Raw genomic sequence first — 15,530 nt, forward strand, 5'->3', positions numbered from 1 at the left:
GAGATTATTAATTATTTAAACCAACTGACTTATAGTGAGAGATTAGCATTGAAAATGTTTATTGATGAGAAAAATATGGTTATTGAACCTACAGCAAATTCCACTCTTATTTTTTTTCTCCATCTTCCCAAAACAGGTGGAACTACGCTAAATAGTATCCTCAAACGTCAATATCTATCGCATCAAATTTTGTCCATCGATCAACAATTCAATACAACTATACAAGCTCCTCAAATGAGCAAAGCTGAACTATCAAAGTTAAAGATTGTTAAAGGTCATTTTAGCTTTGGCTATCATCAGTTTTTCTCACGTCCATTTACCTACTTTACCATGCTCCGAAATCCTGTGGATCGGGTCATATCGGATTATTACCATATTATTCGTGTTCCTCAACACAAGTTACATAATCAAGTCATTTCTCAAAATATGAGTCTTGAAGACTATGTTTGTAGTGGCATATCAAGGATGTCAGAAAATGGACAGACAAAATTTTTATCGGGTAAACATACAGAAATAGGGTTTAATCAGTGTTCTTCTGAAATCCTGGAGTTAGCTAAGAATAATTTAAAAGAACACTTTATAGTTGTTGGAATTACAGAAAAATTTAATGAGTCACTTATCTTATTAAAGAGAGCTTTGAAATGGGACTTTAAAAAATGCCTTTATATAAAACAAAGAGTAGGGAATAACAGAATATCTAAAAACGATATACCTATAAAAACCTTGAAGCTTATTCAAAAATACAATCAATTTGATCTAGAACTATATCACTACGGCATAGATATTTTTAATGAATTAAAAGAAATAAATGAGATTGATTTTCAAGTCAAAAAGATCATTTTTTTTAATAAAATATATAGAGATTATTATGCAAAATTACCCAATTTTGCCAAATCTATTTGTCAGCAATTTATCTAAGGTTGAATAAATTACAAATTGGTCAAAAATGTATAAAATATTTAATTTAATGGTAACTTGAAAATCAAATTATGGGAGAATTGTCGTCCGGACACAGTCCTAAGTAAGAAATAAAGAACTAATGACCAATGACACGAGATGCCAACGCAGATATACAGATCAATGAATTCGAGCCGAAGCCTTCTTAAACAATTATTGCCTGAGTCATTTAGAAAGATAATTCGCTTTTGTATAAACTCTAATTACCGGGCAATGAGAATTCGTAAAATAGCCAGAACGCTCCGTCGCCGTAAAATAGCCCAAGCACAGTCGGTGTTGAGGAGTAAAACAGATGGACATATCGCCTCAGGTCCTTTTCAAGGATTACGTTATATAACTGATTCAATTAACAGTGCTTGGTCTCCAAAAGTAATAGGAACTTATGAAAAAGAGCTATGGTCTATTGTTGAAGAGATTATTGACAAATCTTATAAACTCATCATTGACATTGGTGCAGCAGAAGGATACTACGCAGTGGGTTTTGCCTATCGTATGCAAGAAACCAAAGTCATCTGTTTTGAGTCAGAACCCAATGCTCACTTACTTCTACAAAATTTTGCCAAATTAAACACGGTTGATGACCAGATTGAGGTATTTGGAGCCTGTACCCCTGAAGTTTTATCAGAAATTATATATTCAGACCAAAGAACCGTAATTATTTGTGATATTGAAGGAGCAGAATATACACTCCTTGATCCTAAAAAAGTTCCGGGGCTGAAAAATACAGACATTCTGGTAGAACTCCATCACTTTGTTTGTCCAGATATTGCCCATATTTTTTATGAGCGATTCAGTGAAACTCATAGAATTGAGTTAATCCAAACAAATCCTAGAAACTACCAGGATTTTCCTCGGTGTCTTACTATCTCAAAAAAATATGCCATGGCTTGTATGGATGAAGATCGTCCCTGTTCTATGATGTGGTTTTGGATGAAAACCAAGGAAGTATTGGTTAACTAACTGATGTGCATATTGCAACTCCTTTAAGTAACTTTGTCAATAGGGTGAAACCACAAGTGTATAAAACATTTAAACGTATCATTGAGAATCTTCTTAATATTCTTGGGTATGAAGTTTGGCACAAAAGCGTTAAACGCCCCACAACAGGAAGTAAGGATTTTTTCCTGCGTTCATACCCAGACTTAAATTGATTGAATATAATAATTGAGATTGATATTTTTATTATAATTATTTAACTATGTCTATAGGCTCCTTGTTATTTAAAATACGCCAAAAATATAAACATGGTTTACAAACGACTTTCTACCGAGATCATGTTAGGTCGAAAATTTTAACTTCTCAACCAGTAACTGATATAACAGATACTACTTGTGAAATCCATGTTTTGACTTCTACAACCGATTGGCTAAACCTAATTTGGGTCTTAAAGTCTTTCTACCATTTTTCTGGTCGGCTCTACAGCCTTTGTATCCACGACGACGGAACATTGACGCAGGAACATTGTGATAAGCTCCAGTATCACTTTCCAGATAGTAGAATCATTGACCGAAAGATAGCCGAGGAGAAGATGGTAGCATTATTGAAACCCTATCCTCGCTGTCTGGAGTTTCGTCAGACTAATCACCTCTCGCCCAAAGTGTTTGACTTTGTGGCTTATCTAGAGAGCGATCGCATGTTGCTGCTAGATAGTGATGTATTATTTTTCCAGGAACCAACAGAGTTGCTGAGGCGGATAGAATCTCCCATCTATTCATATAACTCAGTGAATAGAGATATAGCTAGCGCTTATACCATTGACTCAGCCGTTGTAAGAGAACGTATGGGATTTACCATACAGCCCAGATTTAACTCTGGCTTGGGACTAATTCACAAAAAATCGATGAATCTCGACTGGATTGAGCAATTTCTCAGTCTTCCGGGAATCGTTGGTCATTTCTGGCGCATTGAGCAAACCCTCTTTGCCCTATGTAGTTCTAAATTTGGTGTTGAGTTGTTACCTGAAGAGTATGATGTTCATTTAGGAAAAGGAATTAAGAGTTCCCCTTGCCGTCACTATGTTGGAGCAATCCGGCATTTAATGTATAGTGAAGGCATAAGAGATTTAGTAAAAACTGGATTTCTGAAGGAGTTAAGTCAGTGAGTGCTGAGAAGTCTGTCCCATATAGACCCATTCAAGTATTAATGATGCCGGATTATCGAGTCGATAATCCTTACCAGACGCTCTTAGCTCAATCCTTAGAGTCAAATGGGGTGCAGGTGCATTTTCCCTGGGGTTATCGGCGAGTTTTCCCTATATTTCGGGCTGTTAACACTAGTCCCCAACCCTTCAATGTTTTGCATTTACACTGGCTCAGCCCCTATACTAAGGGTGATCGATGGCTGGTAAAGTTTGTTTACAGTGTTAAGTTTTTAATCGATGTCATCATAACTCGCTGGATTGGCGTAAGGGTAGTTTGGACTGTTCACAATCGCATTTCCCATGATTCCAAGTTTCCGGGATTAGATCTCTGGACTAGACGTATTTTAGCGCAGTTGGTGGATCGAATCATCTTACATAATCACTCCACCTTAGACGCGATCGCTCAGGAATATCGATTCGATATTACTAAAGCTGCGGTCATACCAATTGGACATTATCGAAATGTTTACCGTCCCCTGATTGACGAAAAATTGGCACGAGATCAACTTGGTTTACCTCTCACCGGACGCATCTACCTCCATCAGGGGATGCTTAGACCTTATAAAGGAATAGAACAGTTATTAAAAGTTTGGGCTGAAAATGCGGATATATTGCAGGGGGATACCCTCCTGATTATAGGAAAAGCTCTAAATGCAGCATACGGCAAGCAACTAACACAGCTAGCTACCGGGATAAAGGGGGTTATCATTTATCCTGAGTTTATAGAAGATGACAGAATGCACATATTTTTTAGTGCAGCAACTATTGTAGTACTACCGTTTAAAAGCATCCTCACTTCTAGTAGTTTGGTTGTTGCGATGTCCTATAGTAAACCGATTATTGCTCCTAAGCTGGGGGAAATCCAGGAAACTCTTGGAGTAGCAAACAGCTTGCTATATGAGCCTAATGATGAGCAAGGATTACTACAGGCATTCAAGAAAAGCATTTATGTTAATCTAGAACAATTGAGTCAGTTAGTGACTCAAGCATGTGATCTACTTGATTGGAATAAAATAGGACTAGAGATCTCAAAGCTCTACCAGGCAACCCTTAGCTTTTAGTGCTCTTTTAGACTAGCTATGATAAATTACCCCGAAATAACCTCCATAATCCTTGCTACGCAAGAATCATGGACATTCAAAAAAGCAATTTTAATAAAACATGATTTTTGTTTTGTTAGATCCTTTGCTATTTAAGGATTAAGCTTATTTAAATTGCTAATTTGCCATAACCAGTCTAAGAGAGCCGCTTTTAGATAAAATTTTTTGTCTATATCACTAAAAATATCACTAGAAAGTAAAACCCTAATCCTGGGATTTAATGATTAGCCAAAAGGAGAAAATAGATTTTGCTATGTTTTATAATGGCGCTAAAATCAAAGGCTATATCCACGAATTGGGAACGAGTTTCAGTGATTTTTGAAAACTCACTCCTTTCTGCTTATAACCAAATTGATCCTGACTTTAGGATTATTGTGGTTTGCCATGAAACTCCTAAATTACAACATAGCTATGATGAGCGAGTGGAAATCATTAATGTAGACTTTCTACCTCCCACCCAAGTAAATACCAATCTGACGATGCAAGATAAATGGAGAAAGTTGGCTGTGGGAATGATTAGAGTAGGAGAATTATGTCCCGATTTTGTGATGATTATGGATGCGGATGATCTGGTAAACAGGAGATTAGCCCATTATGCTAATACAAATCCAGAAGTCAACGGTTGGATTTTTAAGCAAGGCTATCGATATAAGTACGGTAGCCAGTGGATATATTGGGACAATAACTTTAACTGTGGTACGAACGCAATTGTCAATAGTAAACTCATTAAATTTCCCCAAAATATAGATAATATAAGTATTGATGAATGTGTTATCCTACGTAATGGTCATACTATTATTGAAGAAAAGTTAGAGGCTCTAGAAACACCTTTAATGCCTCTACCATTTCCCGGTGCTATCTATATCTATGGTCATGGAGATAATGATAGCGCTTATAATCAAACTAGGAGATGGCACGGATTCAGATATTTTCTGGGTAAAGTCCGACAAATAAGACCTTTGAGCAATCAAATTAAAAAAGAATTTTCTGTCTTAATATGAACCATTGATATAGCATATAGCAATGTCCAAAATAACCCAAAAATTAAAGTCAGCCTTATATTTAGTTAGAAATAGCTCTAACCCATTGAGTGCTATTTACAAGCAAAGTCTAAAAAATTTAAAGCAATACAGAATTACTTATCAACAAGGCAAAAATTTTTACTATAAAGTTAAGGCAGGGTTCAAGTTCATCTGCTTACCTGAATCCAAGACTTCAGTTAATTTATATCTCCAAAACGAATTGTATGAAGATATTGAATTAAAAATTGCTGGAATGTGGCTATATAAAAATGATACTTGTTTAGATCTAGGAGCTAATATAGGTTACTGCTCCGCACTATTTGCTAATAAAGTTTCTAGTCAAGGAAAAGTTATTGCTGTAGAAGCATCACCTCAAACTTCTGAATATTTAGACAAGGCAATTCGCTTACTCAATTTAAGACAAGTTAATTTAGAACAAGGTTGTGTAATTGATCGAGATGGCTTTGTCGATTTTATGGTTAGCCGTGATGGCAGTTTAGATGTTAAGCAATCTTTAACAATAAACCCTGAAGAAAAAGATGCTTTTCAAAAAAAGACAGTTAAGGCTTTTACGATTAACAAATTGATTAAAAAACACAAAATTTCCCAAAATGTTTCTCTTGTTAAGATGGATATAGAGGGAGCTGAACCTTTAGCTTTAAAGGGAGGTTCTCTACTCTTCGAGGGAACATCACTCCCTCTGTTTATTATTGAGATATATAAATTAGGTTTATCGAGATTGGGTTTTGATCCAAAAGATATTGTCAATTTTTTTCCGTTAGATTTATTTGATCTTTATCATGTGAACAGGAGTCATCCTAACCCTAGTCCTGAATTTGAATATGGAGTTATATATCCTCTACTTAATCCTAATACTTACAGTTACCCTTGGCACACAAACATTATCGCTATTCCTAAAGTTGGCAAATACGCCAATCGAAAAATAAAAATAAAATCCTATCTTCCTTAAGGTTTAATCAACAATATAGAACATGAATAAACCTTTAGTCTCGATAATAATTACTTGTTTTAATCGAGAAAAATATTTACCCAGTGCTGCCCGTAATCATGGACTAAAATTAGCGGAAGGTCAATATATTAAAATTATCGATAGTGATGATATACTTGTACCTAAAGCTATAGAATGTAAAGTTCAAGCTTTAACACATTTTCAGGCAGATGTGTCTGCATGTGGCAAATGAAAAGTGCATTTACTATTACATGAAATAATTTTTAAATTATGATTTAAGCCTACAATAAATTAGGATATGGTTATATTTTGGGTTGTTATTAATTTATGAATTGTAAGGTTAGTATTCTTATTCCTTGTTATAATGCAGAGCAATGGATTGCCGAGACAATAGAAAGCGCATTGAATCAAACATATCCTCACAAAGAGGTAATTGTAGTTGATGATGGTTCAACTGATAGTAGTTTAGAGATTATCAAAACTTTTAGTGATCGCATACTTTGGGAAACAGGTTCAAATCGTGGCGGAAACATAGCTAGAAACCGACTTCTAGAGCTAAGTACTGGCGAATGGCTACAATATTTAGATGCTGATGATTATCTCTTGCCTAATAAAGTTGAAAACCAAGCCAACTTTATCTCAACTGTTCCTGATGCAGATATTATCTGGAGTCCAGGAATACTTGAATATTATGATGGTAATACATTTCGCAGAGAACCGGGTCCTGTATATCAGCAACGCGATCCCTGGATTCTGCTAGCTCGATGGCATCTTCCCCAAACAGGAAGAGTTCTCTGGCGTAAAAAAGCAATTCTTGATGTAGGGGGATGGAATGTAAAGCAACCCTGCTGCCAGGAGCACGAGTTATACCTGCGTTTATTAATGGCTGGAAAGCATTTTGTGTATTTAGAAGATCCTAGCTCAGTGTACAGATTATGGAGTGGTTCAACAGTATCTCGGAAAAATAAATCTGCAACTTATAAATATAGACTTGAAATCATAGAAAAAATTGAGCATTATTTAGAGTTAGTTGGCGAGCTGAATCAATCCAGAAAAGATGCAATTAATCAAAGTCGTTTTGATTGTGCTAGAATGATATGGCTGTTCAATCGAGATTGGGCTAACGATATTATTGCTACAATACGATGTAAAGATCCAGCTTTTACTCTGTCAGGTAAGGCTGTACCATTGAATTATCGATTAATTTATAGTTTTCTGGGATTTAATAGTGCTGAAAATATAGCTAACTTAAAACGAAAATTATTTGTTTTATTTAATTATTTTTGGTTGAGTCAGTAATAATGGTAATATCATGGCTATAGTTGTAATGCTTTGCTTTGCGCGTTCAGGTGGCACTGTCCTAAATCAATGTTTAGGATGTCTTCCCTATGTTTTAATTTTATCTGAGGTCAATCCTTTAGGGGGAGGTAGTGGCAAAGGTAATATTTCTTATCAAAGTGTTAAAGAACAGGCTAAGAACTGGTATGATATCGAACTTAAATCTGATGATTTTGTTCATAATATTCTTGAACTGGAAAAAATCTGCGCTGATACTGGACGATCTTTAATAGTTAGGGATTGGACATTTGTAAATTTTACTCCATTTATAAATAATAACTGGAACCCACCTAATAAACTCCTAACATTAGAAGGACTATCCGGGAAATCTGAAGTGATTAGCTTTGCTTTTGTACGGGATTCAATAGATGTATGGATTTCTAGAGGAACCCCAGATGTTAAAAATTTTTTTTCTCAATATTTGCGTTATATTCATGAATTACTAAATAAAAATATTAGGATTTTTAAGTATGAGAAATTCTGTTTGAATCCCCAAAAGTTAATCTACGAAATTTGCCAGTTTACAGGCTTAAAGTATAGTGAATCATTCAAGCACTATTCTCAGTTTCACCAAATCAATGGAGATGTACAAGTTTTGTCTAGAGGTCAAATCCAAGGTAAAATTAAACCATTGCATCGAAAATTAATTTCTCAAGATAAAATTGTAGCAGTTAATCAGTGTAGTGAAATGATTGAAGCCAATAATTTGTTAGGATACCCAATTTCTTATTATGATGTAAATCGTGAAAATATAGGGATTAAATATACAAGAAAACTGAATAGAATTATTAGGTTATTTTAAGTGTTAATATTGAATATTATCTACTAAATTTATTATTAACAAGCTATGAGAATTTTTACTGCTATTCGTCATTCTATTAACCCAATTTTTTATTATGGTAATCTGTGGAAAATAAATTTTTATCCGGCATTAAAACAGTTAGGGAATGAAATTATTGAGTCTCAAGTAGATTTGATTTCAGTCAGTTACTTCATGCAAATTTCCAGAAATTTTACACAACAAGAACAAGAGATTCGTGATAAAATAACTCAAAAAATTGTCGATGAAGTTTGCCAAGAACATAAACGAAAGCACATAGACCTTTTCTTAAGTTACTTCTACAATGCTCATTTTAATCCAGAAGGTTTTGAAGCAATCCATCGACTTGGTATTCCCACAGTTAATTTTTATTGTAATAGCACTTATCAATTTGAACTGGTTGCGGAGATTGCTGCAAAAGTTAACTTTTCGTGGCATCCAGAGAAAGAAGCGCGTTCTCTTTACCTAAAAGTTGGTGCTAATCCTGTCTGGGTACAGCTCGGTGCTGACCCAGAACTTTATCATCCTGTATCTGGGATAACTCGTCAAGCTAAGGCTTGTTTCATAGGTCAACGCTATGCTGATCGGGATCGCTATCTAGCCCAACTTATGGCTAACCAAGTTCCTGTAGATATTTACGGCAGTGGATGGGTTAGCCAAGAGGTGCATCCTCAACTTAGAAGAACTTTACATAAATACGAAGATTTGGTAAGTCTAGGGCGGCTTTCTCCCAAACCGGGTAGTCTGATGAGTTATACTCTGGTCATTTGGCAAAATCTCAAACACCAGGGTATTATACCTGGCATATACAGAACTCTTAGTCAGCTACACTACCGACATCACAGTCGCCAACTGCTGTCATTACTTGCTTCTGCCTACTGCGGTTTTGCTGAAAATATCAGTCATACCTTCGCCCAATATGAAGTTGTTCTCAATTTCAGTAACGTTTGGGCTGACGGGCGTCCGGGTTCAACATTAATTCCCCATGTCCGTTTGCGTGACTTTGAGGCTCCCATGTGTCGAACCTGTTATTTGACTGGGTATACAGACGAAATTGCTGAGTTCTATGAGCTTGGCAAGGAAATCGAAACCTACCGAAGTTCTGATGAGTTAGTAGACAAAACTAAGTTCTATCTATCTCATCCCTCACAAGCCGAGCAACTGCGGCAGGCGGCTTACCAAAGGGCGCGATGCGATCACACTTGGAGAAAACGGTTTGAGCAGCTTCTGCGCCAAATAAGCTTATAGAACTCAGGCTCTATAGCGAACCCGAATAATTAGCTATTAATTACGTCGACAACTATCAGTAAAAACCTATGCCTACCTTCATTGGAACTAACTTAGATGACATTATCGAACCCCCCCTAGTAGTGTCTCCGGCTCGGATATTTGGTCTTGAAGGCAATGATATCCTCACTGGCAGTACGGGGAATGACCTCCTCAATGGTGGTACAGGTGCTGATCTCCTCACGGGAGGTGCTGGAAATGATACTTATGTTATCGACGATCCGGGTGACGAAGTTAATGAGAATGCTGGGGAGGGAAATCAAGATAAAGTTAGGTTTCAACCCACTGACCCAGTTGTGTTCAATACATTTGACCTCAATTTAACCCCTGGTCTGCAACAAGTAGAAAATCTTGACTTGGCTACCGGAACATTAAACCTGAATGGGTTCGGCAATGCCTTAAATAACGTCATCATTGCTAATGATGGTGAAAATGAGCTGCGCGGTGAGGGAGGTAATGACCGTCTCTTCGGCTTGGCAGGTAATGACATTCTTGATGGTGGCACGGGTGTTGATACCCTTAACGGCGGAGACGGCGACGATATTTACTTCGTCGATAATCCCTTCGACAAAATTACCGAAGGTGATGGAGCTTCATCAGGAACTGATATAGTTTTCTCTACTGCCAGCAGCTACACTCTGGATGTTAATGTCGAAAATCTGAGCCTGGAAGCTGGAGCAGGTGATATTAATGGTACAGGCAACGATCTTGACAATGTAATTACTGGAAATGAAGGTAAGAACGTCTTAGATGGCGGTGGGGGTGCTGACCGCCTAATTGGTGGAGGTGGAACATCGGGTGATACCTTCATTGTCGATGATTCTGGTGACAGAGTTGTTGCAGACGGTATGGGTGACTTCATGGGAAATCCTAATCCCACTGGAGCTGGAGTCAATACCATATTCTCATCCATTACCTTAGACCTGACTGGTGATGTAGTGGAGAGCGGCAATGTCTATAATCTCATCCTGACCGGAAGCAGTGATATTGACGGCACGGGCAATGCCCTTTCAAATTTCATTCAGGGTAATAGTGGTCGCAATACTCTTACAGGTGGAGGTGGTACTGATTATATCTACGGTGATGCTGGCGATGACACCCTCGATGGTGGGGACGGTAATGACTTCCTCAACGGCGGCTTGGGCGCTGATACCTTTATCGAAAGCTCTGGGAATGACACTTACATCGTAGATAATGCTGGTGATATGGTTATCGATATGGGGGCTGGTTCAGGTAATGATAAGGTTAAATCTTCTATTACCTATAACCTCGCTACCAATGCACCCACGGTGCGAGATATTACCCTAACGGGATCACAGAACATCACCGCTACAGGTAACTCCTTGGGCAATTTTATTGTCGGCAATAGTGCCGATAATTCCCTCTTTGGCTTGGAAGGTCGGGATTACCTCTACGGTCAAGAGGGCTTTGATATCCTGAATGGTGGAGAGGGTAGCGATTACCTATCAGGTGGTTCAGGTAGTGATCGGTTTGTCTTCGATGGAAACTTCGCGAACATGGGCATTGATAGGATTGCTGACTTTAGTGCAGCCGAGGGAGATAAAATTCGATTATCACTATCAACGTTCAGTGCTATTGTTGGTAATCCCAGGAGTCCAATTAGTCCATCCGAGTTTGCCACGGTAACTAATGATTCCCTTGCCGACACTAGTACCGCAAAAATTATTTATGGAACCAGTAGTGGCAAGCTTTACTACAACCCAGATGGGGAAATAGTTGGTTTTGGTGATGGTGGTTTGTTCGCCGTTCTTTCAGGCGCTCCCTCCTTAGGGTCTGGGAATTTCGTACTGGCGGCATAGCTTTAACCTATAACGCGATGAAAATCTCTAGGACTGGGGAGGTATCTAACCACAACATTTACCAGATTCATCCGATCAGTATGTCTACCCTGCTGCCTGTTTCTGCCCTTTTACCAACCCGGAATCGCAGTGTATCACTGTGGAAAATGCTTAACAGCCTTGCTAAACAACCAGTGCAGCCTGTTGAAATGATCTTAGTTGATGGTTCCACAACTGACGAAACAAAACAGCTATGTCATACCATAATCTCTGGTCTTGCTACCCAAATCATTTATCATCCAGCTATAGAAGTGGGTGCGGCGTCCCAACGAAATCAGGCGATGAGTTATGCTTCTCAAGACACCATTTGGCTTCTCGACGATGATATTATTTTCGAGTCAGATTGTTTAAAACGACTCTGGATAGCTCTGGACAGTGATCCTGAATTAGGAGGTGTCAATGCCATGATTAGCAACCAACGGTATTTGCCACCTGGTCGAGTCAGTCGCCTCCTCTTTCAATTCCTACACGGTCGCCCTGAAGTCAGTTATGCTGGCAAATGCATTGGTCCTGCACTCAACCTGCTTCCAGAAGACCACCCTGAGCTACCTGAAGTTGTTCCTGTAGAATGGCTAAATACCACCTGCACACTTTATCGTCGGAAAGTATTACCTCAACCCCTATTCCCCTCTCACTTTACTGGCTATTCCCTCATGGAAGATGTCACTCTGTCCCTAATCGTGGGCAAACGATGGAAACTAGCGAATGTACGAACCGCTCGGATTTTCCATGATAGTCAACCTGGAGACCATAAAAGCAATCCGATGAAGCTTGCCAAAATGGATCTGGTCAATAGGCATTATGTAATGACTTGCGTGTTAAACCGTCGGCAACCAATGGATTATCTCAAGCTCACTGTGCTACAGCTATTTGGTATCGCTGTATCATTAGTATCTGTACAGGGGTGGCTTTCTCTACCAGCTATGCTACTTGGCAAGATGGGTGCTATAAAAGAAATTATCTTAACCGGATATTCGGCAACTGGTAAAACTGGTAATGAGGTATGAAGCTGATCCGTGCAGGAATCTCAACAATACATCGAGTCACCGAGGGATATAAGTCTCGTTGGCGCAATCTTTATTACAAAGTACGGGGTGTTAACCTGAACGGCTACGTCTGGATGCGGAAAATCGAGATTCCTCGCAACTTTGAAGATATTGAAATTGAGAGTCCTTGTGCTATAGACCGGGGTGTTATACTACTTTGCAGTGGTGAACCTCTTCCCCATCCAAAAATTTATATTGGTGCTAATACCTACATCAACCGCAATACCTTTCTAGATGCTATATTGTCTTTGACCATTGGTAAAAATTGTGCTGTAGGTCCTAACTGCTATATTACCGATCACGATCATGGTCATGATTCTCAGTTACCACCTCTCAATCAACCCATGCTTGCCAAACCGACCCAAATCGGCAATTGCGTTTGGCTTGGAGCTAATGTCACCGTTCTCAAAGGGGTTACGATTGGCGATCGCACTATTGTCGGTGCAGGTAGCGTCGTAACTCATGAACTACCAGCAGATGCTGTTGCAGTAGGAGTACCAGCCAGAGTCCTTAAGTATAGGAATTAATTAATGAACAGCTTTAATCCTTTAAGACAGAATTTAATCAAAGGATTGCCATACGGCATTTTATTTTTATCTATTGTTTTGGCATTATTTCCTCTATTATTTGGAACATACCAACCTGTTGCTGATGACTTTCCATTTATTAATTTGATTAGAAATGGTGGAATAATAAGTCATTTTAATCGCTTTGGCATCTGGAGAATTTTTGGAGTTTACACAGGAATTTTAAGTATAATAAATATTCCTAGTTTTCACGGTATTTTAGTGATTACAACCCACTTTTTAGCCAGTACATTTGTTTACAGAGCATATCAACTTTTATTAGGTGGTATTTACCTGCCACTTACTCTTGCTTTACTTGTATTTGTCTTTCCATGGGGCTATCAGGCAACAACCTGGGCTATCGCTTACCATTACATGTTGGGAACTGCATTTTTTTGGCTGAATTTATTAGTTATAATCAAAGCTTATTCATATCCGAACAAGCAAACATTTTTTTTCTTTGTCATTTATTTTTTGACATTAATATCATTGTTTAGCAATGAATCTCTTCTATTCACGATAGCCATTAGTGGCAGTCTGATATGGTTAGGAGAAAGTAAATTTAAATTAAAAAAAATTAGACGAAAAATTCTAACAATGTACGCAGGCTGGGCGCCTATATTAGGTAGTATATCTTATGTTATTTTCTATCATTTACTGAAGTCAAACTCAATGCCTAAAAATACTTCTCTCAATCCAGAAACGATCCTATCAGTTTACGTTTATCAATTTAGTAACTTTTATATATTTCAACCTTTGTTGAACTCCAAGTCTATACCATTTGTTTTCTATGGTTGGACAGGGATTACATTCACTTGCATTTTAATAATAATTTGCACGTATCTAGTCGGATTATACATATTTTTCAAATTTCCCCAAAAATATGAAACTAGAAGTATTCTCAAAATCCCCAAAAAGCAAATGTTAATTTATATAATTTTATTGCTTTTAGGTGCATCTTTGATCTATGCGATTGGTGGTGGATTTTCAGTAGATACTAGAAAGAAGTATTCTCTAATTCCTTTGATAGTTTTATTGATGGGCTGGCTATGGCAAAATTATTTTAAGTGCAGAATAAAATTGTTTCAGAAAAATTTCCTAACTCTGTTCATTGTATGTGCTTTAGGTATTAATACAAACTGGCTAGTTATTGGTATATGGAAATATGAAAGCACACGCTACAATCTTTTAGCTGATTTTCTAGTCAGCAACAATATTACAGGAAGCCTTCGTGTTGAATGGGAACCTGACTTATACAAAGCATGGCCTACTATGCACCAGACATGGGCTTTCCGGATGGATGATGATTGGGTACTTAACCTAGCTATAAAAGACAGAGGGGGTCAGCCTGTTCATGTGACCCAAGATAGGAATGCCCAATTAATACGTTTTGATAAAAACCTATCACGTTGGGGTTTGTCCCAGGATAATATAGTTAAAAAATAATATGTTGATAAAATTTAATATTTGCTTTACCCTAAAAAAATAATTAATATATAAAAAGTAATTTATGAATTTAAAAGCAGGAATTGTTATTACAACCCGAAACCGAGGACAGGATATTAAAAGGTTATTCTCGCGCTTGGAAGAACGACATAATTGGGCGAAGTATCCCATATTAGTTCATGATGACGCCAGTGATAATGTCTCAGAAAATTATTGGGAACGTTTATCTATAAAATCTATTTTATTTATTCGCAATCCCCGAAGATATGGACTTATTTTGAGCCGTAATATAAGTAATGCTTCAGCGCCATTTGATTTCATATTCAGCTTAGACGATGATTCTTGTTTTGTAGATGTAGACGGACCAGATCAGGCGGTGGAATATCTAATAAAACATCCAAAAGTTGCTGCTTTGTCATTTCCTTTAGTTGATAGTTTCAATCCCTCTCCAATTAAATCGTATTCGCCATATCTTTGCTTTTCCTATATCGGCTGTGCCCATCTGATCCGCAAGGATGTATTTATTCAACTAGGTGGCTATCGTAGTGACTTTATTCATCAAGGAGAAGAACCAGAACTCTGCTCACGTATTTGGGCGGCGGGATATGAGGTTCATGCTTTTCCAGCTTGCCGCGTTTATCATTGGGTTAGCCCAACGGCAAGAAATTATCAACGAATGGGGTTTTATGGACCACGCAATCGAGTATGGACGCATATCTTGCATACCCCATTGTCTTTACTTCCGACAGAAATAGCTAGGGCATTTGGTAGTTACCTGAAACTCTCTATAAAAACAAAAATTCCTCTAGTTCATTTGAGAGGCTTAGTTTCTGGAATTCAGCAGGGTATTTTGACTTGGCATGAGCGGCAAGCACTGCCCATGGATTTGTATAGGTACTTAGAATCTTTACCTGTATCTGCTAAAACTCCAAATGACACAACTAATCTTGAAAATTACAAAGCTGATGCGTTGACCTGA

15 protein-coding genes are annotated in these 15,530 nt (G+C 37.8%); all 15 read left to right on the plus strand.

What is annotated here, in order from left to right; all coding sequences use genetic code 11:
- The first annotated feature begins 54 nt into the window (after positions 1-54).
- Entirely contained in the window at positions 55-918 is an 864-nt protein-coding gene (locus ACLGGO_RS09845) for a sulfotransferase family 2 domain-containing protein (protein WP_446419217.1), read from the plus strand.
- A 252-nt stretch (positions 919-1,170) separates the two neighbouring features.
- The gene (locus ACLGGO_RS09850) at positions 1,171-1,917 is read left to right on the plus strand and encodes a hypothetical protein (RefSeq protein ID WP_446419177.1); all 747 of its coding nucleotides are present in this window, start codon (positions 1,171-1,173) and stop codon (positions 1,915-1,917) included.
- Between the two features lie 238 nt (positions 1,918-2,155).
- Positions 2,156-3,058, plus strand: coding sequence for a hypothetical protein (locus tag ACLGGO_RS09855; RefSeq protein ID WP_446419178.1), 903 nt, complete (start codon positions 2,156-2,158; stop codon positions 3,056-3,058).
- The gene (locus ACLGGO_RS09860; RefSeq protein ID WP_446419179.1) at positions 3,055-4,158 is read left to right on the plus strand and encodes a glycosyltransferase family 4 protein; all 1,104 of its coding nucleotides are present in this window, start codon (positions 3,055-3,057) and stop codon (positions 4,156-4,158) included. The genes ACLGGO_RS09855 and ACLGGO_RS09860 overlap by 4 nt, the downstream gene beginning before the upstream one ends.
- Positions 4,159-4,508: 350 nt before the next feature.
- On the plus strand, positions 4,509-5,198 hold the full coding sequence (locus ACLGGO_RS09865; RefSeq protein WP_446419180.1) for a glycosyltransferase family A protein: 690 nt from the start codon (positions 4,509-4,511) through the stop codon (positions 5,196-5,198).
- Positions 5,199-5,220: 22 nt separating this feature from the next.
- Positions 5,221-6,189, plus strand: a complete 969-nt coding sequence (locus tag ACLGGO_RS09870; RefSeq protein ID WP_446419181.1) for an FkbM family methyltransferase — start codon at positions 5,221-5,223, stop codon at positions 6,187-6,189.
- A 22-nt stretch (positions 6,190-6,211) separates the two neighbouring features.
- Positions 6,212-6,421, plus strand: a complete 210-nt coding sequence (locus tag ACLGGO_RS09875) for a glycosyltransferase (RefSeq protein ID WP_446419182.1) — start codon at positions 6,212-6,214, stop codon at positions 6,419-6,421.
- A gap of 95 nt (positions 6,422-6,516) precedes the next feature.
- Positions 6,517-7,488, plus strand: coding sequence for a glycosyltransferase (locus tag ACLGGO_RS09880; RefSeq protein WP_446419183.1), 972 nt, complete (start codon positions 6,517-6,519; stop codon positions 7,486-7,488).
- Between the two features lie 13 nt (positions 7,489-7,501).
- Entirely contained in the window at positions 7,502-8,329 is an 828-nt protein-coding gene (locus ACLGGO_RS09885; protein WP_446419184.1) for a hypothetical protein, read from the plus strand.
- Between the two features lie 45 nt (positions 8,330-8,374).
- Positions 8,375-9,595, plus strand: a complete 1,221-nt coding sequence (locus ACLGGO_RS09890; protein ID WP_446419185.1) for a glycosyltransferase family protein — start codon at positions 8,375-8,377, stop codon at positions 9,593-9,595.
- Positions 9,596-9,663: 68 nt separating this feature from the next.
- Positions 9,664-11,454, plus strand: a complete 1,791-nt coding sequence (locus ACLGGO_RS09895; protein ID WP_446419186.1) for a calcium-binding protein — start codon at positions 9,664-9,666, stop codon at positions 11,452-11,454.
- 17 nt (positions 11,455-11,471) lie between these two features.
- Entirely contained in the window at positions 11,472-12,500 is a 1,029-nt protein-coding gene (locus tag ACLGGO_RS09900) for a glycosyltransferase family 2 protein (RefSeq protein WP_446419187.1), read from the plus strand.
- Complete coding sequence (locus ACLGGO_RS09905) at positions 12,497-13,066, plus strand: acyltransferase (RefSeq protein WP_446419188.1); 570 nt, start codon at positions 12,497-12,499, stop codon at positions 13,064-13,066. Before ACLGGO_RS09900 ends, ACLGGO_RS09905 begins: the two co-directional genes overlap by 4 nt.
- Positions 13,067-13,069: 3 nt before the next feature.
- On the plus strand, positions 13,070-14,551 hold the full coding sequence (locus ACLGGO_RS09910) for a hypothetical protein (RefSeq protein ID WP_446419189.1): 1,482 nt from the start codon (positions 13,070-13,072) through the stop codon (positions 14,549-14,551).
- Positions 14,552-14,615: 64 nt separating this feature from the next.
- Positions 14,616-15,530, plus strand: a complete 915-nt coding sequence (locus ACLGGO_RS09915) for a glycosyltransferase family 2 protein (RefSeq protein WP_446419190.1) — start codon at positions 14,616-14,618, stop codon at positions 15,528-15,530.

The organism is Coleofasciculus sp., assembly GCF_046565525.1.
In the GTDB taxonomy this organism is placed as follows: domain Bacteria; phylum Cyanobacteriota; class Cyanobacteriia; order Cyanobacteriales; family Coleofasciculaceae; genus Coleofasciculus.

Bases quoted from the DNA above. Each gene is read 5' to 3' on its own strand.
- ACLGGO_RS09845 (WP_446419217.1), top strand. From the start codon at position 55: ATGTTTATTGATGAGAAAAATATGGTTATTGAACCTACAGCAAATTCC.
- ACLGGO_RS09850 (WP_446419177.1), top strand. From the start codon at position 1,171: ATGAGAATTCGTAAAATAGCCAGAACGCTCCGTCGCCGTAAAATAGCC.
- ACLGGO_RS09855 (WP_446419178.1), top strand. From the start codon at position 2,156: ATGTCTATAGGCTCCTTGTTATTTAAAATACGCCAAAAATATAAACAT.
- ACLGGO_RS09870 (WP_446419181.1), top strand. From the start codon at position 5,221: ATGTCCAAAATAACCCAAAAATTAAAGTCAGCCTTATATTTAGTTAGA.
- ACLGGO_RS09875 (WP_446419182.1), top strand. From the start codon at position 6,212: ATGAATAAACCTTTAGTCTCGATAATAATTACTTGTTTTAATCGAGAA.
- ACLGGO_RS09880 (WP_446419183.1), top strand. From the start codon at position 6,517: ATGAATTGTAAGGTTAGTATTCTTATTCCTTGTTATAATGCAGAGCAA.
- ACLGGO_RS09885 (WP_446419184.1), top strand. From the start codon at position 7,502: ATGGCTATAGTTGTAATGCTTTGCTTTGCGCGTTCAGGTGGCACTGTC.
- ACLGGO_RS09890 (WP_446419185.1), top strand. From the start codon at position 8,375: ATGAGAATTTTTACTGCTATTCGTCATTCTATTAACCCAATTTTTTAT.
- ACLGGO_RS09895 (WP_446419186.1), top strand. From the start codon at position 9,664: ATGCCTACCTTCATTGGAACTAACTTAGATGACATTATCGAACCCCCC.
- ACLGGO_RS09900 (WP_446419187.1), top strand. From the start codon at position 11,472: ATGAAAATCTCTAGGACTGGGGAGGTATCTAACCACAACATTTACCAG.
- ACLGGO_RS09905 (WP_446419188.1), top strand. From the start codon at position 12,497: ATGAAGCTGATCCGTGCAGGAATCTCAACAATACATCGAGTCACCGAG.
- ACLGGO_RS09910 (WP_446419189.1), top strand. From the start codon at position 13,070: ATGAACAGCTTTAATCCTTTAAGACAGAATTTAATCAAAGGATTGCCA.
- ACLGGO_RS09915 (WP_446419190.1), top strand. From the start codon at position 14,616: ATGAATTTAAAAGCAGGAATTGTTATTACAACCCGAAACCGAGGACAG.